This is a genomic window from Marivita sp. S2033 (assembly GCF_046592965.1).
Taxonomy (GTDB): Bacteria; Pseudomonadota; Alphaproteobacteria; order Rhodobacterales; family Rhodobacteraceae; genus Marivita.
This window is the reverse complement of record NZ_JBISBV010000003.1, coordinates 27,602-47,418: the sequence shown is the minus strand read 5'-3', so window position 1 is coordinate 47,418 and position 19,817 is coordinate 27,602. Positions and strand designations below refer to the sequence as shown.

Sequence of the window (19,817 nt, the reverse complement as noted above, 5' to 3'; positions counted from 1 at the left end):
TTACTTTTCAATAAAAACAAGTTGTTAGCCACATCTTGAGACGAGTGCCAAAACCGGACTGCGCTTTATTCAGCCAATCGGATTGCGGCCTATATACTGTCTCTGATATAGGTTTCAACAACAAAATATAGTTCAGCAGACAGCAGGTCATCCACGTGAGCGACACGCCAGACATCCCTGAAAACACTGAAGATATGCCGCCCGAGCGTCCCAAATACCACGGTCCGCAGGTGTCGATCACCGAGGAGATGAAATCCTCCTATCTCGATTACGCGATGAGCGTGATCGTTTCCCGCGCGATTCCCGATCTGCGGGACGGGCTGAAACCGGTGCACCGCCGCATCCTTTATGCGATGCACGAAAGCAACAACGGACACGACAAGCCCTACCGCAAGTCGGCGCGGCCCGTCGGCGATGTGATGGGTAAATACCACCCGCATGGCGACTCTGCGATCTATGATGCGCTGGTGCGGATGGCGCAGGATTTCTCCATGTCACTGCCGCTGCTTGATGGTCAGGGCAACTTCGGCTCGATGGATGGCGATAACCCGGCCGCAATGCGCTATACCGAAGTGCGGATGGACAAGCCTGCGGCCTATCTTCTGGCGGATATCGACAAGGAAACGGTTGATTTCCAGGACAATTACGACGGCAAGGACCGCGAACCGACAGTCCTGCCCGCGCGCTTTCCGAACATGCTGGTCAATGGTGCGGGCGGTATTGCCGTGGGCATGGCCACCAACATTCCGCCGCATAACCTTGGCGAAGTGGTCGATGCCACGCTCGCGCTGATTGACGAGCCTGATCTGAGTTCGGAACAGTTGATCGAGTACATCCCCGGCCCCGACTTTCCGACCGGCGGCATCATGCTGGGGCGATCCGGTGCGCGCAAAGCCTATCTCGAGGGGCGCGGCAGCGTGATCATTCGCTCCAAGACGCGGGTTGAGGAGATCCGCAAGGATCGCTGGGCCATCGTCATCGACGAGATTCCCTATCAGGTGAACAAGTCCACCATGATCGAGCGGATCGCCGAAGCGTCCCGCGAAAAGCGGATCGAGGGCATTTCCCACGTTCAGGACGAATCCGACCGCAACGGCGTGCGTGTGGTGATCGAGCTCAAGCGCGACGCCACCGCCGAGGTGGTGCTGAACCAACTGTACCGCTTTACCCCGATGCAGGTCTATTTCGGCTGTAACATGCTGGCGCTCAATGGCGGGCGACCGGAACAATTGACGTTGCGCAAGTTCCTGACATCGTTCATTGATTTCCGCGAGGACGTGGTTGCCCGCCGCACCGCCCACCTGCTGCGCAAGGCGCGCGAACGCAGCCATATCCTGTGCGGGCTGGCTGTCGCCGTCACCAATATCGACGAGGTGGTTGCGACCATCCGGTCCTCTGCCGATGCGTCCGAGGCACGCGAGCGCCTGATGACGCGCCGTTGGCCGGCGGAAGATATCCTGCCCTACATCGCGCTGATCGACGATCCGACCCACACGGCGAATGAGGATGGCACCTATAACCTGTCCGAAGCACAGGCCCGTGCGATCCTTGAACTGCGCCTTCAGCGCCTGACCCAGATCGGCGTCAAGGAAGTCACCGACGAACTGGAAGAGCTGGCCGGCAAGATCCGGGAATATCTCGAAATTCTCGGCTCCCGCGACCGGATCATGGCGATCATCGGCGACGAACTGCGCGAAGTACGCGAATTGTTTGCGGTCCCGCGCCGCACCGAGATCGTCGACTGGTCCGGCGACATGGAAGACGAAGACCTGATCGAACGCGAAGACATGGTCGTCACGGTCACGCAATCGGGCTATATCAAACGGACCCCGCTGGCGGATTTCCGGGCGCAAAAGCGTGGCGGCAAGGGGCTGTCGGGCATGTCGACCAAGGATGACGACGTGGTGACGCGTCTGTTCGTGGCCAACACCCACACGCAACTGTTGTTCTTCACAACCGAAGGCATGGTCTACAAGCTCAAGACATGGCGCCTGCCGCAAGGGGGGCGCACGTCCAAGGGCAAGGCGATCGTGAATATCCTGCCGATCCCGACGGGCGTGTCCATTGCCGCCATCATGCCGGTGGACCGGGACGAGGAGGATTGGGCCGATCTTCAGATCGTGTTCGCCACCAGCGCCGGCGATGTGCGACGCAACGCTCTGTCGGATTTCACCAACGTGATGCGCAACGGCAAGATCGCGATGGATCTGCCCGAGGGTGTGGAACTGGTGAACGCACGGATCGCCTCGGAGGATGACGACGTGATGCTCGTCACCGATTCCGGCCGCGCCATTCGCTTCCCGACCACCGCCGTGCGTGTGTTCAAAGGCCGCAAATCGACCGGCGTGCGGGGTATCCGTCTCAACAATGGTGACCGCGTGGTCAGCATGTCGATCATCCGCCACTTCGAGGCCGATCCGGCGGAACGTGCCGCTTACCTCAAGATGCGCCGCGCCGTGGCCGGTCTGGTTGATGATGGAGAGGTCGACGACGAAGACGCCGTTCCTGGCGAGATCACTCAGGCGCGCTATGCAGAGATGTCGGCGGCGGAAAATCTGATCCTGACCATCACGGCCCAAGGCGCGGGCAAGCTGTCGTCCTCGCACGACTACCCGGTGCGTGGACGCGGCGGTCAGGGGGTTCAGGCGATCGACAAGGCCATGCGCGGCGGTGCGATCGTGGCGTCGTTCCCGGTCGAGATGGATGACCAGATCATGCTGGCAACGTCGAGGGGCCAGTCCATTCGCGTACCGGTCGAGGGGATTTCCTTCCGCTCGCGCAGCGCGGGTGGCGTCAAGGTCTTCAACACCGGCAAAGACGAAGAAGTCGTGTCGGTTGCCTGGATCGCCGAGCAAGGCGACGAAGACGCGGGCGACGTGGAGGAATAGAGAAGATTGCGCTCCAAGGCGCTGAAATATCTCGAAAATCAATCGGCGTGGGCACGAGCCTGCGCCGTTTTCCTTTGCGCAGATTAGCACCCGCGACATCAATGGTGCGCGGAATTCACACCATTTTCACGCACGATCAAGCCATGCCTATGCTAATTCTTAAATGCGCTTAACGCAGCGTCAAGTGCAGGAAGACTGGGAAGGGAGTGTTGGCTACTGGGAAAACAACCGATTTCGTTCTCCCGGTCGGTTGGTTCGATAAAATTCAGACGTGAACCGTGGCATTTGTAACGATGAAGATTTGATAAAGCCCTTTTCCAAGTTCGTGTCGGCAACGGCCCTCATCCCTTGCCGATGCATATTTCAGCACGAGAGCCCGACCATCCGTTTCTCTGGGTGGTCGGGCAAATTTATCGGAGGCATGTATGTCGGCTCTATTGGACAATCTCCGCCAGCATCCCGATGTGCTACAGATTTGTGGCGTCATCGGATCGTTTATCTATGTCGGCGGATTTGCACTCGTGCAATCCGGGCGCGCTTGCGGCAACGGAGCGATTTACTCTGGCAGCAAGATCATCGCCGCCTGTCTGGTTCTGATCAGCCTCGTCGGCGCGTTCAACCTCGGCGCTTTCCTGATCCAGGTCGGGTTCATTATCTTCGGGATTGTCGGATTGTGCCGCCAGACGACGAGGCGGGTCAGAACGCGGATACCCGCCGTGCCGATCAATCGAGATGCCGACCGTGCGCAGACCGCACCTGTTCTTCCAGGTGGCGTGCAAGCGATTTGCGGTTGGCGAAATCATCAACCTGTACGGGCGCGTGGTAGACCAGTTCGACCTTCCCCTGCCGCTTTTGCGCCAACACACTAAGCAGATGGGGGCCAAACGCCATGTCGCCCCACCATCCGTAAAAGCGCGGGTCTTTGCCGTCCGGCGCGTGATAGATCACCGTCACGGGCTGGATCTGCATGTCGTGGATCAGGCTGTCGGAAAAGAAGGCGGCAAAGAGCGTCGGCTTGAACGGCAAGACCCGCCGCGTGTCGGTCGAGGTGCCTTCGGGGAAGAACAAGAGACGGTGACCGTGACGAAGCCGGAGTTCGAAAACGTCCATCTGGTGTTTTGCATCGCGACGGTCCCGGCGGATGAAAACCGTTCCCGTCGCCCGCGCCAGCCAGCCGATGCCGGGCCAACCGGCAACTTCGGACTTTGAGACGAAATAGACGTTCTTGCGCGCGTTGAGCGCGAAGATATCGAGCCACGAGCCATGATTGGCAACCACCGCTCCGGGCACCTTCATGCGCGGGCCGCGCGCTGTCAGCGGCAGACGCAGAATGACAAACGCGCTCCGGCAGACCGCCTGCGTGATATAGGGCGTCACCGGACGGTCGAGCCCGCAAATCGGCCGTTCAAAAAGCCGTATCATCAGCAAGAGCAGCAAGCCGCCGAACACAACGGCCCCGAGCAAACCGCCGCGCCACGCAACGCGAAACCATTCCCATCCCGTGACATGATGACTTTCAGGCGGCTCGGCGCTGTCCCATGTAGGGTTCATGCCAGGCGCCGGGCGGTACGCCGGAACGGCTCTAGGTTGATGCGCCGGGTTGGAAGGATCAGGCAGACATCCGTGGTGTTGAATGCATGATCGACATAGACGCCCTGCCCGATCGTGCCACCCAGCTTGAGGTAGGATTTGATCAACGCCGGCGTATCGCGCATGGCGCGTTTGACATCGATCGCGCTGCGCGGCAGCGGCGACCACGCGTGCGGGGTGCGCGACGTCACACGGATGGCTTCAGGTGCAAGATGTGTGTGGTGCAGATGGGACAGCGCGTCGTGAAATTGCTTCAGATCGGTGCCGGGAAAGCTCGCAACGCCGAACAACAAGGTGATGCCGCGCGCTTCGATGTAACGGGCCACACCTTGCCACAGCGCCATCAACGCGGCCCCGCCGCGATGGTCGCGGTGCAGGCAGGACCGGCCAAGTTCGGCCAGCCGAAAACCGCCGCCGGTCAGTTTGGCGAGGTCAAACTCGTCTTCCGAATAATACTGCCCCGCCGCCTGCGCCTGCGGTTGCGTCATCAGGCGATAGGCTCCGACGATCTCGTCTCCGCTTTGGTCGCTTCCATCCGCATATCGCAGCAAAAGATGGTCGGCAAAGCGGTCAAACGGATCGGTTTCCAACCGCCGATCGTGATCGACGCCGGGCCCGTCACCGCCAAGTTCTTCGACGAACACGTCATAACGCAAGCGCTGCGCGGCGCGAATATCGTCTTGCGACCGGGCCAAAGCGACGTGCAATTTCGGAGCGGTCTGAAGCATGGAAGGCCTGCGATAGTCGGGTGGTTTGCAGTGTAGTCCCTGCCACTCTGACGCGCAACGGCGTCGGATTGACCCAATAAACCGAAAGTTTCTTTTGAAATTTACCTTTCATCAACCTTTGGTTGTGATGTTTACTCATCAAAGACAGGAAGCAGACTGACCCGTGAGCCATCAATCACCACCTTACCTGCCTCGCGGAAGTTCACCGTGATCCGGTCGCCGATATTCGACTGGACCTGCCCGATCCCCCACTCGGGCGCATCGGGATGGCGCACAAGGGAACCGGGTTCCAAAAGGCCGTTCAGGTCAGACATCAGCGCGCTCCGTGTTGAATAGGAGGATATAGTGCATCCAGATGCCCCGTCCCTTGCCGCATTGATCGGTTCCCGCATCTGCCATGATCTTATCAACCCCATTGGGGCAATTTCAAACGGTCTTGAACTGGTCGCGATGGGAACGCCCGATCCGGCAGGCCCGGAAATGTCGCTGATCCAGCAAAGTTGCGACAACGCGACCGCGCGAATCCGGTTTTTTCGCATCGCCTTTGGCAGCGCCGGTGACACCCGTGACATGCCAGCGGCAGAAGCCGAGAAAACCCTCATCGACCACTATACAGGGACGCGTATCGTGCCCCGATGGCAAGCCTCGCAGCCTCTCGCCCGCAATCTGGTGCAGCTTGGGTTCTTGCAGGTGTTATGTCTTGAGGCCGCTGTTCCGCAAGGCGGAATCATCTCAGTCACCGTGGCGGAAAATGCGCTGATTGCCACCGCGACAGGTGACACCGTGGTCATTGACGACGCGCTTTGGGCACGTCTTGACAACAAGCCGCCCGCGTCGCCCGAGCCATTGCGCCCGGCACATGTGCAATTCGCTCTTCTGGCGCAGCTTTGTGCGGATGCAGGGATCGCGCCGGTTCTGACACGGGAAGATCAGACAGCGCGGCTGAGCCTTGCGCTACCGACTCTCGGTGCGTAACCGCGTCGTCAAAGCGGCAACGCCAGCGCGCACTGCCTCAGAGATCGGACCCTCGCGCGGCGGATCAAGCAACGTGGTCAGCATCGCTTCGGAGGGTTGCGATTTTCGTGCCCAGGTCAGATTGCGCAGTATCTGCGAGGTTTCGGGCGAAAGACGGTCTGGAATCTCTTCATCGGCAATCGTGGCCCAGACGCAGGCCCATGCACGCCCCACGCTCCACGGGTTATAGCCACCGCCACCCGAAACGATCATGCGCGGCGCGAGTTGCCGCAGCGCTTGCACGGCCCTGAGATAACACCGGTTGGACAGGGTCAACCGGGATAGCGGGTCTTCGGACACGGCGTCTGCGCCGCATTGCAGGTAAATCGCATCAGGCGCGTGCTGCGCCACCGCAGGCAGGATCACATCATTCAGGATCAGGTCGAACTCGGTATCGTTGAACCCGCCCGGCACCGGGATGTTGATTGCAGCCCCGCCCGCGGTGTCGTCCAACGGCCCGGTAAAGGGCCAGCGCCGATCCTCATGCACCGAGATCATCCGCACGTCGGTCGAGCCGTGAAACGCCACCGCCACACCGTCACAATGATGCGCGTCGATATCGACATAGGCGATGCGCGTCAGCCCCATCGCCTGCAATTGCTGGATCGTCAGCACCGGCTCGTTGATATAGCAAAACCCGTTCGCGCGGTCGGGCATCCCATGATGCGTGCCGCCGCCGGGGTTGTAGACAACGCCGCCATGACGCACCAGATCCGCCGCCAACAGCCCACCACCGGTGGCCGTGGCCGGGCGGCGATAGACTTCTGCGAACACCGGGTTTGACAGGGTGCCAAGCCCGAACTCCGGATCAGCGGCCTGCGTGTCCTCGGCCTTGAGCAGCGCCGCGATGTAGTCGGCGCTGTGAAAGCCAAGCAAAGCGGCGGGTTTGGCACAGGGGCTGGTGCGGTAGCGATCGGGCTCCAACCAGCCAAGCGCGCGGCAGATATCGGTGACCGTTGGGACACGCGGGATCGACAGCGGATGCCGCGCGCCATAGCTTGATCCGCGATAGATGCGCGCGCCGATGAATACGGGTGGGTTCATGTGTGCCGAGATAGTCCCGAAATTGCGCATTTCGACCTTTTCGTCGGCAGGACTCTCACCCTGATTCCGCCTTCTCGGACAGTTCCAGCCAAAGGTCTTCGGCCTCGGCCAATGCAGTTTGCCGCGCCACGAGCGCCTCTGAGGCTTTCTTGAACTTCAACGGCTCACGCGCAAAGAGATCGGGATCGGCCATCAACGTCTCGAGCTTGGCAATCTCTGCCGTGATACGGTCGATCTCTGCTGGCAATTCGTCAAGACGGTGCTTCTCGGTGAAGCTGAGGCTCGTTTTGGTTTTTGGCGCGGATGCCGGTTTCGCCGCCGGCTTGGCGGCAGGTTTTGCGGGCGATGCGTCGATCTCGTCTTCGCCCCGCTGAGCGCGGTAATCGCTCCAGCCGCCAGCATAGATGGTGGCCCGGCCATTGCCTTCCATCGCAACCGTCGTGCTGGCCACCCGGTCGAGGAAATCCCGGTCGTGACTGATGAGCAGCACGGTGCCGTCATACTCTCCCAACAAATCCTGCAACAAATCCAGCGTCTCGACATCCAGATCATTGGTCGGCTCGTCCAGAACCAAAAGGTTGGATTCCCGCGCCATGATGCGCGCCAGCAGCAGCCGCGCCTTTTCCCCGCCCGACAGCGAGCGTACCGGCGCACGCGCCTGCGCCTCGTCGAACAGGAATTCCTTGAGATAGCCGACCACGTGCTTGGGCATCCCGCGCACCATGATCTGATCGGCCTTGCCCGAAACGCGCATTTCCGGATCTCCTGTCAGGTTTTCCCATAGGCTCAAATCGCCGTTCAACTGCGCGCGGGTCTGGTCGAACACCGCTGGAACAAGGTTCGTGCCAAGCTTCACCGAGCCGCTGTCAGGCTCGATCTCGCCCATCAGCATGCGAATCAACGTCGTCTTGCCAACCCCGTTCGGCCCGACAAAGGCCACGCGGTCGCCGCGTTGCACGGTCAGGGAGAAATCCTGCACGATGGGTGTGTCGCCGAACGATTTGCTCAAACCCCGCGCCTCGATCACCTTGCGCCCCGATTTCGGACCGGAGGCGAGCGCCATTGCGGCTGTGTCCTGTCGCTGGATCATCCCCGCGCGTTCACTGCGCAACTCCTGCAACGCGCGCACGCGTCCCATGTTGCGCTTGCGTCGCGCGCTGATGCCTTCGACCGCCCATCGCGCCTCGGACTTGATCTTGCGATTGAGCTTGTGGCGCTGCATGTCCTCTTCATCCCACGTCTTGTCGCGCCATGCCTCGAAGGCGGAAAACCCTTTCTCCTGCCGCCGCACTTGCCCCCGGTCGATCCACAATGTCGCACGGGTGAGTTCGGTCAGAAAGCGCCGGTCGTGGCTGATCAGCACGAACGCCTTGCGGGTGCGCTTGAGTTCATCCTCGAGCCAGCCGATCGCCTCGATATCAAGGTGGTTCGTCGGCTCGTCCAGCAGCATCAGTTCCGGGTCCTGCGCCATCAGCCGCGCCAACGCCGCCCGGCGGCGTTCGCCGCCCGAGGCGGTACTCACTGGGCGTGCGGGGTCGAATTTCAGCCCTTCGCCCGCGCGCTCGACCTTATACAGTTCGGACGGTTCAAGCCCGGACATCGCATAGTCGCCAAGCGTATCGAACGCGCCAAGATCGGGGTCCTGCTCCATATAGCCGACACTGATTCCCGACGGAACGATACGGTCACCCTTGTCCGGTTCGACAAGGCCCGCCATGACCTTCATCAGGGTCGATTTGCCCGACCCATTGCGCCCCACCAGCGCCACGCGGTCGCCCGGCTGGACCACCAGTTCAAGATCGTCAAACACGGGGTCTCCGCCGAATGTCAGCGAAATGTTGTTGAGTTGCAAAAGGGGAATGACAGCCATTTGCAGGCGCTACGGCGCGGTGCGTCCAAGGTCAAGGGGGTGGCTCGCGGCACACCGCGCAAGCGCCCGCAACCGGCGTTGGCGCGTCGCCGGAATTGCGCAGACGCTCAGGCCGGTGAAGACGTGTATCGTATCGAGATCAGGATCGCGCACCGCATGGTCGCTGACCCAGCCGCCCATGTTGAGATAACTGCGCAACAGCGGCGGCATTGGCGCGTCGGTCCTTTCGCGGGGAAGATCCAATGCGAGCGGCGAAATGCGCTGCGGCAAGAGCGCACGCGGCCCGACATGATGTGCCGCCAGAGTGGCCAGGGTGGCGGTATGACGATCAGCCTGTGCGCCGGGCAAGGCGGTGCAACCGATCAACATGCGGGCATTGGACCGGTCCACAACCGCCGCAATGGCCGCCCATGCCAGACGCAGCGCCATGATGTCGGTGCTGCCCGCCGCCTGGCAGAACCGGCCCAGCTCCAACAGCGGTCCGGTTTGAGTGCAGAGCGGCGAAAGCCCGTAGAACTGTCCGGTATAGCAGGCCAGAATCTGCGCCGGACTGTCGAGAAGCCGCACTCGAAACGCGACAGAGGGTGTGCTGTTGGGGCCAACCACCACGCCGTGCAGGCAGTCGCGATCATACCTGTCACGGTCGCACATCCCACGCCGGAAGGCGCGGGACCGCAGCGCCAGCGCGTTCTGCGTCACGTCCCGACCGGTTCCAACAGTCGCGCGGTAGCCTCCCAATGTCAGGTCAAACGCATCCGCCGAAGCGCGATGCATCGCCGCAGTGGCGCTCATCAGTTGAGGAAGTCCGCAGCGTTGATGCCGCCAATGTTGCCGAACAGCTTGCGAATGAAGCCGATATCGCCGTCACCGGATCGGGTGATCCGGCGGGTCAGCGGCACGACCTGGCCATCCTGCAAACCGTACCGCTCGATATTTTCGACCACACCCGCAGTGTCGAACGTGATCGCGAGAACTTCGCGGTCCACGACTTCGGGGCGTTGCCATGCGAAATGGCGAATATCGCTTTCGATATAATAAAACCCGGATTCGTCCAGCGTGCCCGAGGTTGACGGAACACCGATCACATCCTCGACCGTGGCGCGCGTGTCCACGCCCGGCACGATTTGTTGCAAATCCGATTCTGAAGGAACATATCCATGCGAGCGAAGCTGCGCGGTGCACCCTGCCAGCGCCACAAGCGCCAAGGCAATAACCCCGATCCTGACTGTCGATCCGATACCCTGCATGGCGCCTCTCTTGCGTTGGCGTTCTCTGCCTTTTATCTCGATTACACGGCCTTTGGGCTGCGTTCAAGCAAAGGGTGACCTCTCGATATGACACAAAACGATCCCAAAGCCGGAGAATTCCGCGTCAGCGGCCTTTCGACTCGCCACCCCACAGGCTTTGATCTGCAACCCGCACCCGCAGAGCGCGAGGCGATTGCCGAACGCCTGGGGCTGTCGGCGTTGAAAAAACTCCGCTTTGAAGGCGAAATCGCTGCGGATGGCGCACGCGGTTGGGCATTGCAGGGTCGTTTGGGAGCCACCGTGGTGCAACCCTGCGTCGTGACGCTGGTGCCGGTGACCACGCGGATCGACGAGGACGTGGAGCGCATCTACATGCCCGAAACGCAGATCGCGAAGGATCTCGAGCCCGGTGCAGAGATCGAAATGCCCGAAGATACCAGCATCGAGCCGTTGGGCCGGGTCATCTCGGCGTATGATGTGATGATAGAATCGCTCTCGCTCGCGCTGCCGCAATATCCCCGTGCGGACGGGGCCGACCTGGGCCAAGCGGTCTTTGCCGAAGACGGTGTGACGCCCTTGAAAGACGAGGATACGAAGCCGTTTTCCGCGCTTGCAGCATTGCGCGACGAACTGGACAAAAAGTCCTGATTGGCGACGCTAGAAAACGCTTGCGGATTTTGCCATTGCCCCTATGTTCGCGCCTTCATCTGAGGTGGGGGTTGCCCCCCGGCCCGGTTTCCTCGTATAGGCCGGTCACACCCGAAACGCGGCATGGCGCACATGCCACCGATTATAGACAATTGAGGTTGAGACATGGCTGTCCAACAGAACAAAGTATCCAAGTCGCGTCGTAACAATCGTCGCGCGCATGACGCACTGGTCGCAGCGAACCCGAACGAATGTTCGAACTGCGGTGAACTCAAGCGTCCGCACCACGTCTGCCCGTCCTGCGGCCATTATGCCGATCGCGAAGTGATCGCACAGGCCGACGAAATCGACCTGGACGAAGACGCGGCATAAGCGACGTTAAGGCGTACCCCTCCGAATGACCTCCTCGCAGGATCATAACCAGGTGGGTGATACGCCGATCGTGCTATCAATCGACGCGATGGGCGGCGATCGGGGACCGGCGGCAGTTGTCGCCGGTATGTCCTTATCTGCGCGGTCCCATCCTGAAATCCGCTTTCTGGTTCACGGACCAAAGGCGGAATTGTCGCGTCTGATTGCCCGTCGCAAAGAACTCGAAGGGCGTTGCGACATTCGGGACTCCACCGAGGTTGTCTCCATGACCGACAAGCCTGCACAGGTGATGCGGAATGGGCAAGACACGTCCATGTGGGCCGCGATAGACGCAGTGCGCGACAAGGAAGCCACGGTTGCCGTATCCTGCGGCAACACCGGCGCGCTCATGGCGCTGTCGATGATCCGGCTGCGCAAGCTGCCCGGCGTCAACCGTCCGGCCATCGCCGTGCTGTGGCCCTCACGCAACCCGCAAGGCTTCAACGTGATGCTGGATGTCGGCGCCGATATCCGTGCCGATGCCGAAGACCTCTTGCAATACGCGCTGATGGGCATGTCCTATGCCCGTAACGGGCTTGACCTGACGCGGCCCCGTGTCGGCCTGCTCAATGTCGGCACCGAAGAACACAAGGGCCGCGCCGAGTTGAAGGATGCGCATGACCTGATCTCGGCCGCCGCCGACCGCGGACAGTTCGACTTTGTCGGCTTTGTCGAGGGCGGCGACCTTCCGGGCACCATATGTGATGTGATCGTCACCGACGGCTTTACCGGCAACGTCGCGCTGAAAACCGGCGAAGGCACGGCGTCGATGATCGGCGAACGGCTGAAAGAAGCCTTCACCCACTCGCTGCCCGCGCGGATGGCATCGCTGGTTGCGATGCCTTCGTTGCGCCGGTTCCAGAGAAAGATCGACCCGCGCCGCAAGAATGGTGGTGTTTTCCTCGGGTTGAACGGCACGGTTGTCAAATCGCACGGGTCTGCCGATGAAACCGGCGTCTCGGCTGCGATCACACTTGCGCTGCAACTGGCCCAATCGGGCTTTTCCGACCGGCTCGCGGCACGTCTGGCGACCATCACCGATGTCACTGCCGAGGACGAAAGCGACGCCACCAAGGAGGGTTCGACATGAGCACACGCGCCGTTGTGATTGGGCATGGGCATCACCTGCCCGACCGTGTGGTTGCGAATTCGGAGTTCGAAGCCTCGCTGAACACGTCGGATGAGTGGATTCGCACCCGCTCCGGTATTGAACGCCGTCACTTTGCGGCCGAGGGCGAAACCACGTCCAATCTTGCCACCAAAGCGGCGGAAAAAGCCCTGGCCAATGCGGGGCTTGAGGCCAATGACCTCGACGCGATCATCCTGGCGACTTCGACCGCCGACCTGACCTTTCCCGCCGCCGCCACGATGGTGCAATCGGCACTCGGAATGACGCGCGGCTATGCGTTTGATGTGCAGGCGGTGTGCGCCGGATTCGTCTTTGCGCTCAGCACCGCCAACGCAATGATCGTGTCAGGTCAGGCGAAACGTATCATGGTGATCGGGGCCGAAACCTTCAGCCGGATCATGGACTGGACCGACCGCGGCACCTGCGTCCTGTTCGGCGACGGCGCGGGCGCGCTCATTCTCGAAGCGCAGGCTGGCACCGGCGACAAGTCGGATCGCGGGATTCTGTCGGTCGATCTGCACTCGGACGGTGAGCATCGTGATATCCTCTATGTCGATGGCGGCGTGAGCACGCAAAGCACCGGGCATCTGCGGATGGAAGGCAAAGAGGTCTTTCGCCACGCCATCGAAAAGCTGGCGCAAACCGCAACTGATGCGATGGAGAAAGCCGGAATCTCGAATGACGAGGTGGATTGGATCGTGCCGCATCAGGCCAATATCCGAATCATTCAGGGCACCGCGCGCAAGCTGGGCCTGTCGATGGATCATGTCGTCGTCACGGTTCAGGACCACGGAAACACCTCTGCCGCGTCGATTCCGCTGGCGCTGTCGGTCGGTGTCGAGCGCGGCCAGATCAGCAAGGGTGACGTGGTCGTGACCGAAGCCATCGGCGGCGGTTTGGCCTGGGGCGCGGTCGTGCTGCGCTGGTAGGCGAAGTCTCTCTAAAATCCCGCGCGCAAGCCATTGATATTGACTCGGAAAATTGCAAGCGCCATGCTGGCGCAAACCGAGGGGGGATCGCCGCATGGGGCAAAAAACATTGACACGTATGGACTTGAGCGAAGCTGTTTTTCGCGAAGTGGGCCTGTCGCGCAACGAAAGCGCCGATCTGGTCGAAACGGTCCTGAACCACATGTCTGACGCGCTGGTGGACGGTGAGCAAGTCAAGATCTCGTCCTTCGGCACATTTTCGATCCGAGACAAGGCTGCACGCGTCGGTCGCAACCCCAAGACCGGTGAAGAGGTGCCAATCAACCCGCGCCGCGTGCTGACCTTCCGCCCGTCCCACCTCATGAAAGACCGGGTGGCCGCGGGCAACAAAGGCTAGGTCACATGAGCAAATCCGCAGATGCCTTCCGCACGATCAGCGAAGTGGCCGATTGGTTGGAAACGCCGGCCCATGTGCTGCGGTTCTGGGAAAGCAAGTTCACGCAGGTCAAACCGGTCAAACGGGCGGGCGGCCGGCGGTATTATCGCCCGGCCGACATGCGCTTGCTTGGCGGGATCAAAAAGCTGTTGCACGAAGACGGAATGACGATCAAAGGCGTGCAGAAAATACTTCGGGAACAGGGCATTAAGCACGTCTCTTCACTCTGTGCATCAAGCATGGGCGAGGATGACGACTATGACGAGATCGACCTGATCGAGGCCGACGCGGGCGAACCGGTGGACACCGTGGTTCCTTTCGCAAAGCCCAAGGTCGAGGAACGGCCCGACCTGCTGACGGAGCCTCAAGCCGAAGATGCGACACCGGGCGTCGAAGTTGCACAACCCGCCGCCGCGGCTGCCTCAGAGCACGGGCAGGCTGCGCCCGATTTGGTTGCCGATGCGCCGCCGGAACCAGCGGTCGACGAGCCGCCGTTGGCAGCGGCCTCCGATGAGGCAGAGATTGCCTCCGACGTGCCAGCGGTCGATAGCCAAGCCAGCGAAATGGCGCCTCTGCCCGATTTCCTGCAACACTCGATGGACGACCGGATCGAAGAGAAAGATGGCGCCGATCAGCCTGAACCTACTTCGGAACCGGCACCCCCAACCCCGGACGCGATCCCCGAGGTCGAGATATCGTCGCCCGAAACCGGTCCGGGCGCGCTTGCCTATCTGGCGAGAATCACCCGCCTTTCACCCGAAGCGGCACGGCAGATCGCGCCCGTCGCCGCACGCTTGAGAGAGCTTGCGGGCTAGAGGAGTCTTTGAAGCGGCAGGTGCATTTCCTGCTTGCGGCGCGATGCAAAACCGTTATGACAGGCGGCAGTCGGGCTATGGCGCAGCCTGGTAGCGCGTCCGTCTGGGGGACGGAAGGTCGCAGGTTCGAGTCCTGCTAGCCCGACCATTGCCTACCACTTATGTATCGTCACACGATTAAACCGCTGCTATGCAAGGCAAAACGGGGAATCGTGCGATATGACAGGCGTTCTGGCTAACCAGCAAATCACCGAATTGATGAGGGACGGCGTGATTGCCGCCGACAGCGACTTTGTCGATGGGCAAGTGCAACCTGCCAGTCTTGATCTGCGTCTCGGTCACTTCGCCTACCGTGTGCGGGCGTCGTTTCTCGCGGGCAAGGGGCAACGGGTCGAGGACCGGCTGGCGGATTTCGAGATGCACCGCATTTCGCTTGAGGGCGGCGCGGTGCTTGAGAAGGGCTGCGTCTACCTTGTGCCGCTGATGGAACGTCTGGCCCTGCCCGACGGCCTCAGCGCGGTTGCCAATGCCAAAAGCTCAACCGGACGGTTGGACCTGCTGACCCGTACGATCACCGACGGGGGCACCGAATTTGACCGCGTGGCCGCGGGCTATAGCGGCCCGCTTTATGCCGAAATTTGCCCGCGCTCCTTTTCGGTATTGGTCCGTCCGGGCATGCGCTTGAACCAGATCCGCTTTCGCAATGGCCAGTCGATCCTGTCTGACGATACCCTTCACCAGTTGCACGTCGAGCAAACGCTGGTCAGTGGCGGCCCTGCGACGATCAGCGACGGTCTGGGGTTCTCGGTCGATTTGCGGCCGGAGGACGGCGATCTCGTTGGCTTTCGCGCCAAGCCGCACACCGGCTTGATCGACCTCGACAAACTTGGCCACTACGCGCCTTCGGAGTTCTGGGAAGAGCTGCGCACCAGCAATGGCCGCCTGATCCTAGATCCGGATGCATTCTATATCCTCGTCAGTCGCGAAGCGGTGCATATCCCGCCGGATTACGCGGCGGAAATGGCACCATTTCTGGCGATGGTCGGCGAATTTCGCGTGCATTATGCTGGCTTCTTCGACCCCGGTTTCGGCCATGATGCCGCGGGCGGCACCGGGTCGCGCGGAGTTCTTGAAGTGCGCTGCCACGAAGCGCCTTTTGTGCTGGAACACGGGCAGATTGTCGGGCGGTTGGTGTATGAAAAGATGGATCAATCCCCAAGCCAGCTTTACGGCGCGGGGATTGCATCAAACTATCAGGGGCAGGGTTTGAAGCTGTCCAAGCAATTCAAGGCGCGTTAACGGCGCGGCTGATCCTGCGGTGGCGCTTTCTTGCGGGGCTTCTTCATGTTGGACATTGCGCCCATGCCTGCGTTGATGCCCGAATTGACAAGGCGTCGCATGACGGTGCGCATCACCATGTTGATCACTGAATTGAGGTTCATGTCGCCTTCCTGACGTTTCTGTTAAAACGGCCTGCTGGCAAGGCATAGCGAACAATTGCGACGTTTTTCAGGCATTGTCCGCAAAACGCAAGGCAAGTCCGTTCAATCCTCGAACAGCTCGGACTGGCCCTCTTCGGCTGCTTCGTCGGCGTCCACATCGCCCTCGCCCATTTGGGGCATTTCGCCCAGGGGAAGACGGTTCTCCAACAGACCGGCAGAGCGCAGTTCTTTCAGTCCCGGCAAATCGCGCGCCGATTCAAGGCCGAAATGGTCGAGGAAATTTTGCGTCACCACAAAGGTCACCGGGCGTCCCGGCGTCATACGGCGGCGGCCAAAGCGGATCCACTCCATTTCAAGCAATTGATCCACCGTTCCACGGCTGACCGATACGCCTCTGATTTCCTCGATCTCGGCGCGGGTGGCGGGCTGGTGATAGGCGATGATGGCCAGCGTCTCGATCGCCGCGCGGCTGAGCTTGCGGATCTCGACGGTTTCCTTTTGCATCAGAAACCCAAGATCGGGCGCGGTACGGATCGCCCAGGCATCGCCCACGCGGGTAACGTTGACGCCCCTGCCCTGATAGCGTTTGCGCAGATGCACCAGCGCTTCGGCGGCATCCGCACCATGCGGCATCCGGTCGTTCAGTTCTTTCACCGTGACCGGTTCAGCGGTCGCGAACAGGATCGCCTCGACCATGCGTTCCTGCTCGCCCATTGGCGGCGCTTCGAACAGGCTGGCATCAACGTCGGGTGTGTCAGTCACGCCGCGACTCCTTTCGGCGAAGCTCGATGGGGGCAAAGGTCTCTGACTGGCGCAGTTCCACCTTGCCTTCCTTGGCGAGTTCCAGGGACGCGGCAAAGGTCGATGCCGTGGCCGAGCGCCAGCGCACCGGATCGGCGGCCCAGCCGTCGGGCATGTAGGTCGCGATATCGGTCCATGTTCCGGCAAAGCCGATCAGCCCGCGCATCCGCTCAAGCGCCTGTTCCATCGTGAACACCGCATCGCGATCCATCACAAAGGGGCGAAATTCGTCCTTGGTGCGAATCCGCGCATAGCCCTGCATCAGATCGAGAAGCGTTGCGGTGTATTGCACCTTGCGCAAACGTTCGACCTGTTCGGGCAATCCGCGCGCGAAAAAGTCTCGCCCCAACTGGTCGCGCCCCATCAGGCGGGCCGCCACATCGCGCATCGCTTGAAGACGTTCCAGTTGGAATGCCAGATGCGCTGCGAGATCCTCGCCGCTCGGGCCGTCCTCTTCGGGATCGGGAGGCAGCAAAAGACGTGATTTCAGAAACGCCAGCCATGCGGCCATCACCAGATAGTCAGCGGCCAGTTCGATGCGCAGCTCTTTGGCCTTTTCCACAAAGGCCAGATATTGCCGCGCCAGTTGCAACACCGACACCTTGCGCAAATCGACCTTCTGGGTGCGGCTGAGGCTCAGCAACAGATCGAGCGGGCCTTCGTAACCCTCGACATCGACAATCAGCGCCTCGGCGGCGAGCCGATCCGCGACCGATGTGTCAAACGCCTCTACGCCGGTGTTGCTCATGCACCCTGCCCTTGCTCCAGTTGTGCAAGCTTGGCGGTGAGTGCGGTAATGTCAACATCCGGGACGTCAGGGCGCGTCGCCAGCGCCGCTTCGGCACGTCTCTGGGACGCGGACGGCATTGTCCCGATCCGATCCATGAGGGCGATGCGTTCGGACAAGGTTCCGTTGCAATGCAGGATCACATCGCACCCCGCCTCCATCGACGCCGCGCCGCGGTCGGGAACTGTGCCTGACAATGCCTGCATGGAAATGTCATCGGTCATCAGCAGACCGTTAAATCCGAGGTAGTGTCTGATGCGCGACACCATCGAGGCCGACGTGGTGGCGGGCCGGGTTTCGCCAAGTGCCGCATAGACAAGATGCGCTGTCATTCCCATCGCCAGATCGGCAAACGGGCGAAACGCGGCGAAGTCAATCGCATCCAATGTCGCCGCGTCGGCGGTGATCAGGGGCAGGTCAAGATGGCTGTCCATCTGCGCAAGCCCGTGGCCGGGCATGTGTTTCATCACCGGGAATACCCCGCCTGCCAACAGACCGTCGCTGACCGCGCGCCCGATCTCGACAACCGTCTCAAGATCGGTTCCATAACAGCGATTGCGTAGGAATTTGTGGGTTTCGGGCCGTGCGACATCAAGCATCGGTGCACAATTGGCGTCAATGCCAAGCGACACCAACTCGGCGGCGATAATCTGATATCGCAGCCGCATTCCCTTTGTGGCATGTGTACCAAGCAGGGCCACATGATCCAGCGGCGGCATCCAGTCCCTTGCCAGCGGTGGACGCAAACGCTGCACGCGTCCGCCCTCTTGGTCGATGAAGATCGGCGCGTTCCAGCCCACGGCGGCGCGCAGGTCCGACGTCAGGGTCCTGATCTGATCGGCGGATTCGAGATTGCGGTTGAACAGGATGAAACCGAACGGGTTGGCATCGGCAAAAAACCTTGCCTCATCGGCCGTCAGGCGCGTGCCGTCACACCCGAAAATTGCCGCCCCGAACGCGCTGCGTGTCACCGGCTGACCACAGGAATGCAGTCGGCCTTTTCCGCCACAATCGCGGCGCAGAAGCGACGGGAGTCGCTCAGATCGTCAAACCCATGAGCGCGCAGGCGGAAAAAGACGCGTCCACCCGAGGTGGCCTCTTCGATCACGCGGTCCTTGTCTTCAAGGTATTCCCCAAACCGCGCCTGGAGTTTGGCCCACTGCTCGCGGGCGATTTCGGGGCTGTCAAACGCACCGAATTGAACAAGGCGTGTACCGGCGGGAATATCGGCGGGAGACATTTCGGCCGCCACCTCGGGTGCCGCGACCGGAACAGAAAGCGATGCGTTGCGCAACCCGTCGGGGCGCTGGCTGGGCCGCAGGGAGCGTGCGACTCCGGGCACTGATACCGCGACGGTCTGGAATGTCGCCTCTTGGGTTTCGTCCGAAGCTGGTTGATCGAACGCACCCGTGTTGGGTGCAGGATCGACAATGCCCAGCGGTTTGGCATTGGCGGCAATCTGGTCGGCCAACGCCTTGATCGGATCGTCCGCATTGGCGATATCGGTCTGCGACAGCGGCGGTGCCTGCGTCTCTGCGTCCTGGCGCAGCGACGCCAGCGCCAACTCTTCGGTTTCGGAAAGGTCTTCGGTTACCGCAGGCTCTTGAACAGCGGCAAGCTCGGACACCGGCATGTCTTCGTCAGTGATATCCAGGGGCTTGGGGGCAAGAACCAGTTGATCGGGCGGAGGCGCGGAGGTGCTGGACCCGGCGATATTGTTGACCGCCAATCCACCGTGCCGCGCGATCTGGCCACCGGGGTTGTCCGGCGCGATGCGCATCGGCCCCTCGATCGCCTGCACTACAGGCACACCAGAGACATCCCGCATGATCAGCCGGTATCCCCAGACCGCCACGCCAACGATCAACGCCAAGGACATCGCCGCGCCCAGCCAGTTTGCCGCCGATGCCAAGTTTCCCGATGCCCCCTGCGTGCGCACGGAGCCCGTCATATGCATGTCTGCCATGTCCGCCTCTTTGCCGGTGGGTCGAACCACCGGTCGCTTCTTGCCTTTGCCTCACCCGGTCACGGCGCTTTT

Annotated in this window: 21 protein-coding genes, 1 tRNA gene and 1 pseudogene; 11 read left to right on the top strand and 12 right to left on the bottom strand. The window is 61.3% G+C overall.

Features of this window, described 5'->3' with window-relative positions; genetic code table 11:
- The first annotated feature begins 194 nt into the window (after positions 1 to 194).
- Together gyrA and ACGKZZ_RS06955 are read left to right on the top strand one after the other, a co-directional pair.
- Positions 195 to 2,888 (top strand): DNA gyrase subunit A, encoded by a 2,694-nt coding sequence (gene gyrA, locus ACGKZZ_RS06960; protein ID WP_411223146.1) that lies wholly within the window; start codon positions 195 to 197, stop codon positions 2,886 to 2,888.
- A 425-nt stretch (positions 2,889 to 3,313) separates the two neighbouring features.
- Positions 3,314 to 3,556: pseudogene (locus tag ACGKZZ_RS06955) on the top strand (CBU_0592 family membrane protein); the annotation flags it as partial.
- A gap of 55 nt (positions 3,557 to 3,611) precedes the next feature.
- Here ACGKZZ_RS06955 and ACGKZZ_RS06950 read toward each other — a convergent pair.
- From ACGKZZ_RS06950 to ACGKZZ_RS06940, 3 genes are all read right to left on the bottom strand, one after another.
- Complete coding sequence (locus ACGKZZ_RS06950; RefSeq protein WP_411222784.1) at positions 3,612 to 4,439, bottom strand: lysophospholipid acyltransferase family protein; 828 nt, start codon at positions 4,437 to 4,439, stop codon at positions 3,612 to 3,614.
- Positions 4,436 to 5,206, bottom strand: a complete 771-nt coding sequence (locus ACGKZZ_RS06945) for a GNAT family N-acetyltransferase (protein ID WP_411222783.1) — start codon at positions 5,204 to 5,206, stop codon at positions 4,436 to 4,438. The genes ACGKZZ_RS06950 and ACGKZZ_RS06945 overlap by 4 nt, the downstream gene beginning before the upstream one ends.
- Positions 5,207 to 5,337: 131 nt before the next feature.
- Positions 5,338 to 5,520 (bottom strand): DUF3553 domain-containing protein, encoded by a 183-nt coding sequence (locus tag ACGKZZ_RS06940; RefSeq protein WP_411222782.1) that lies wholly within the window; start codon positions 5,518 to 5,520, stop codon positions 5,338 to 5,340.
- A 31-nt stretch (positions 5,521 to 5,551) separates the two neighbouring features.
- On the opposite strand from ACGKZZ_RS06940, the gene ACGKZZ_RS06935 reads away from it, so the two are divergent.
- The gene (locus ACGKZZ_RS06935; RefSeq protein ID WP_411222781.1) at positions 5,552 to 6,181 is read left to right on the top strand and encodes a histidine phosphotransferase family protein; all 630 of its coding nucleotides are present in this window, start codon (positions 5,552 to 5,554) and stop codon (positions 6,179 to 6,181) included.
- On the opposite strand, the gene ACGKZZ_RS06930 is transcribed toward ACGKZZ_RS06935, so the two are convergent.
- The 4 genes from ACGKZZ_RS06930 to ACGKZZ_RS06915 are packed head-to-tail and all read right to left on the bottom strand — an operon-like array spanning position 6,161 to position 10,381.
- The gene (locus ACGKZZ_RS06930; protein WP_411222780.1) at positions 6,161 to 7,264 is read right to left on the bottom strand and encodes an acetoin utilization protein AcuC; all 1,104 of its coding nucleotides are present in this window, start codon (positions 7,262 to 7,264) and stop codon (positions 6,161 to 6,163) included. The two genes, ACGKZZ_RS06935 and ACGKZZ_RS06930, sit on opposite strands and share 21 nt — an antisense overlap.
- A 55-nt stretch (positions 7,265 to 7,319) precedes the next feature.
- Positions 7,320 to 9,134, bottom strand: coding sequence for an ABC-F family ATP-binding cassette domain-containing protein (locus ACGKZZ_RS06925; protein WP_411222779.1), 1,815 nt, complete (start codon positions 9,132 to 9,134; stop codon positions 7,320 to 7,322).
- Positions 9,135 to 9,143: 9 nt separating this feature from the next.
- Positions 9,144 to 9,926: a GNAT family N-acyltransferase gene (locus ACGKZZ_RS06920; protein ID WP_411222778.1), complete on the bottom strand. Its 783-nt coding sequence runs from the start codon at positions 9,924 to 9,926 to the stop codon at positions 9,144 to 9,146.
- On the bottom strand, positions 9,926 to 10,381 hold the full coding sequence (locus ACGKZZ_RS06915) for an outer membrane protein assembly factor BamE (protein ID WP_411222777.1): 456 nt from the start codon (positions 10,379 to 10,381) through the stop codon (positions 9,926 to 9,928). The genes ACGKZZ_RS06920 and ACGKZZ_RS06915 overlap by 1 nt, the downstream gene beginning before the upstream one ends.
- A gap of 87 nt (positions 10,382 to 10,468) precedes the next feature.
- Here ACGKZZ_RS06915 and ACGKZZ_RS06910 point away from each other — a divergent pair, with 87 nt between their 5' ends.
- The 8 genes from ACGKZZ_RS06910 (at position 10,469) to ACGKZZ_RS06875 (ending at position 16,048) form a co-directional block, all read left to right on the top strand.
- Positions 10,469 to 11,029 (top strand): YceD family protein, encoded by a 561-nt coding sequence (locus tag ACGKZZ_RS06910; protein ID WP_411222776.1) that lies wholly within the window; start codon positions 10,469 to 10,471, stop codon positions 11,027 to 11,029.
- Between the two features lie 165 nt (positions 11,030 to 11,194).
- Positions 11,195 to 11,401, top strand: coding sequence for a 50S ribosomal protein L32 (gene rpmF, locus ACGKZZ_RS06905; protein ID WP_085630687.1), 207 nt, complete (start codon positions 11,195 to 11,197; stop codon positions 11,399 to 11,401).
- A gap of 25 nt (positions 11,402 to 11,426) precedes the next feature.
- Complete coding sequence (gene plsX, locus ACGKZZ_RS06900) at positions 11,427 to 12,530, top strand: phosphate acyltransferase PlsX (protein WP_411222775.1); 1,104 nt, start codon at positions 11,427 to 11,429, stop codon at positions 12,528 to 12,530.
- A complete protein-coding gene (locus ACGKZZ_RS06895; protein WP_411222774.1) occupies positions 12,527 to 13,498 on the top strand; it encodes a beta-ketoacyl-ACP synthase III in 972 nt (323 codons plus the stop codon). The genes plsX and ACGKZZ_RS06895 overlap by 4 nt, the downstream gene beginning before the upstream one ends.
- Positions 13,499 to 13,592: 94 nt before the next feature.
- Positions 13,593 to 13,895 (top strand): integration host factor subunit alpha, encoded by a 303-nt coding sequence (ihfA, locus tag ACGKZZ_RS06890; protein ID WP_411222772.1) that lies wholly within the window; start codon positions 13,593 to 13,595, stop codon positions 13,893 to 13,895.
- Between the two features lie 5 nt (positions 13,896 to 13,900).
- Positions 13,901 to 14,749, top strand: coding sequence for a MerR family transcriptional regulator (locus tag ACGKZZ_RS06885; RefSeq protein WP_411222771.1), 849 nt, complete (start codon positions 13,901 to 13,903; stop codon positions 14,747 to 14,749).
- 71 nt (positions 14,750 to 14,820) lie between these two features.
- A tRNA-Pro gene (locus tag ACGKZZ_RS06880) sits at positions 14,821 to 14,897 on the top strand.
- Between the two features lie 71 nt (positions 14,898 to 14,968).
- Positions 14,969 to 16,048 (top strand): 2'-deoxycytidine 5'-triphosphate deaminase, encoded by a 1,080-nt coding sequence (locus ACGKZZ_RS06875; RefSeq protein WP_411222770.1) that lies wholly within the window; start codon positions 14,969 to 14,971, stop codon positions 16,046 to 16,048.
- Here ACGKZZ_RS06875 and ACGKZZ_RS06870 read toward each other — a convergent pair.
- From ACGKZZ_RS06870 to ACGKZZ_RS06850, 5 genes are all read right to left on the bottom strand, one after another.
- The gene (locus tag ACGKZZ_RS06870; protein ID WP_411222769.1) at positions 16,045 to 16,191 is read right to left on the bottom strand and encodes a hypothetical protein; all 147 of its coding nucleotides are present in this window, start codon (positions 16,189 to 16,191) and stop codon (positions 16,045 to 16,047) included. The two genes, ACGKZZ_RS06875 and ACGKZZ_RS06870, sit on opposite strands and share 4 nt — an antisense overlap.
- Positions 16,192 to 16,293: 102 nt before the next feature.
- On the bottom strand, positions 16,294 to 16,905 hold the full coding sequence (gene scpB, locus ACGKZZ_RS06865) for an SMC-Scp complex subunit ScpB (protein ID WP_411223145.1): 612 nt from the start codon (positions 16,903 to 16,905) through the stop codon (positions 16,294 to 16,296).
- Positions 16,906 to 16,945: 40 nt separating this feature from the next.
- Positions 16,946 to 17,740, bottom strand: a complete 795-nt coding sequence (locus ACGKZZ_RS06860) for a segregation and condensation protein A (protein WP_411222768.1) — start codon at positions 17,738 to 17,740, stop codon at positions 16,946 to 16,948.
- Positions 17,737 to 18,750 carry a glycoside hydrolase family 3 N-terminal domain-containing protein gene (locus ACGKZZ_RS06855; RefSeq protein WP_411222767.1) on the bottom strand — a complete coding sequence of 338 codons (1,014 nt, stop codon included), beginning with the start codon at positions 18,748 to 18,750 and terminating at the stop codon, positions 17,737 to 17,739. The genes ACGKZZ_RS06860 and ACGKZZ_RS06855 overlap by 4 nt, the downstream gene beginning before the upstream one ends.
- Positions 18,747 to 19,745: an SPOR domain-containing protein gene (locus ACGKZZ_RS06850; protein ID WP_411222766.1), complete on the bottom strand. Its 999-nt coding sequence runs from the start codon at positions 19,743 to 19,745 to the stop codon at positions 18,747 to 18,749. Before ACGKZZ_RS06850 ends, ACGKZZ_RS06855 begins: the two co-directional genes overlap by 4 nt.
- Positions 19,746 to 19,817: the final 72 nt, after the last annotated feature.

What these genes read in the sequence shown, in the direction of transcription:
- ihfA (WP_411222772.1), top strand. Translation starts at nt 13,593, where the DNA reads ATGGGGCAAAAAACATTGACACGTATGGACTTGAGCGAAGCTGTTTTT.
- ACGKZZ_RS06950 (WP_411222784.1), bottom strand. Translation starts at nt 4,439, where the DNA reads ATGAACCCTACATGGGACAGCGCCGAGCCGCCTGAAAGTCATCATGTC.
- ACGKZZ_RS06870 (WP_411222769.1), bottom strand. Translation starts at nt 16,191, where the DNA reads ATGAACCTCAATTCAGTGATCAACATGGTGATGCGCACCGTCATGCGA.
- ACGKZZ_RS06860 (WP_411222768.1), bottom strand. Translation starts at nt 17,740, where the DNA reads ATGAGCAACACCGGCGTAGAGGCGTTTGACACATCGGTCGCGGATCGG.
- ACGKZZ_RS06940 (WP_411222782.1), bottom strand. Translation starts at nt 5,520, where the DNA reads ATGTCTGACCTGAACGGCCTTTTGGAACCCGGTTCCCTTGTGCGCCAT.
- ACGKZZ_RS06925 (WP_411222779.1), bottom strand. Translation starts at nt 9,134, where the DNA reads ATGGCTGTCATTCCCCTTTTGCAACTCAACAACATTTCGCTGACATTC.
- ACGKZZ_RS06945 (WP_411222783.1), bottom strand. Translation starts at nt 5,206, where the DNA reads ATGCTTCAGACCGCTCCGAAATTGCACGTCGCTTTGGCCCGGTCGCAA.
- gyrA (WP_411223146.1), top strand. Translation starts at nt 195, where the DNA reads ATGCCGCCCGAGCGTCCCAAATACCACGGTCCGCAGGTGTCGATCACC.
- scpB (WP_411223145.1), bottom strand. Translation starts at nt 16,905, where the DNA reads ATGGGCGAGCAGGAACGCATGGTCGAGGCGATCCTGTTCGCGACCGCT.
- ACGKZZ_RS06885 (WP_411222771.1), top strand. Translation starts at nt 13,901, where the DNA reads ATGAGCAAATCCGCAGATGCCTTCCGCACGATCAGCGAAGTGGCCGAT.
- ACGKZZ_RS06915 (WP_411222777.1), bottom strand. Translation starts at nt 10,381, where the DNA reads ATGCAGGGTATCGGATCGACAGTCAGGATCGGGGTTATTGCCTTGGCG.
- rpmF (WP_085630687.1), top strand. Translation starts at nt 11,195, where the DNA reads ATGGCTGTCCAACAGAACAAAGTATCCAAGTCGCGTCGTAACAATCGT.
- ACGKZZ_RS06875 (WP_411222770.1), top strand. Translation starts at nt 14,969, where the DNA reads ATGACAGGCGTTCTGGCTAACCAGCAAATCACCGAATTGATGAGGGAC.
- ACGKZZ_RS06930 (WP_411222780.1), bottom strand. Translation starts at nt 7,264, where the DNA reads ATGAACCCACCCGTATTCATCGGCGCGCGCATCTATCGCGGATCAAGC.
- ACGKZZ_RS06920 (WP_411222778.1), bottom strand. Translation starts at nt 9,926, where the DNA reads ATGAGCGCCACTGCGGCGATGCATCGCGCTTCGGCGGATGCGTTTGAC.
- plsX (WP_411222775.1), top strand. Translation starts at nt 11,427, where the DNA reads ATGACCTCCTCGCAGGATCATAACCAGGTGGGTGATACGCCGATCGTG.
- ACGKZZ_RS06895 (WP_411222774.1), top strand. Translation starts at nt 12,527, where the DNA reads ATGAGCACACGCGCCGTTGTGATTGGGCATGGGCATCACCTGCCCGAC.
- ACGKZZ_RS06910 (WP_411222776.1), top strand. Translation starts at nt 10,469, where the DNA reads ATGACACAAAACGATCCCAAAGCCGGAGAATTCCGCGTCAGCGGCCTT.
- ACGKZZ_RS06850 (WP_411222766.1), bottom strand. Translation starts at nt 19,745, where the DNA reads ATGGCAGACATGCATATGACGGGCTCCGTGCGCACGCAGGGGGCATCG.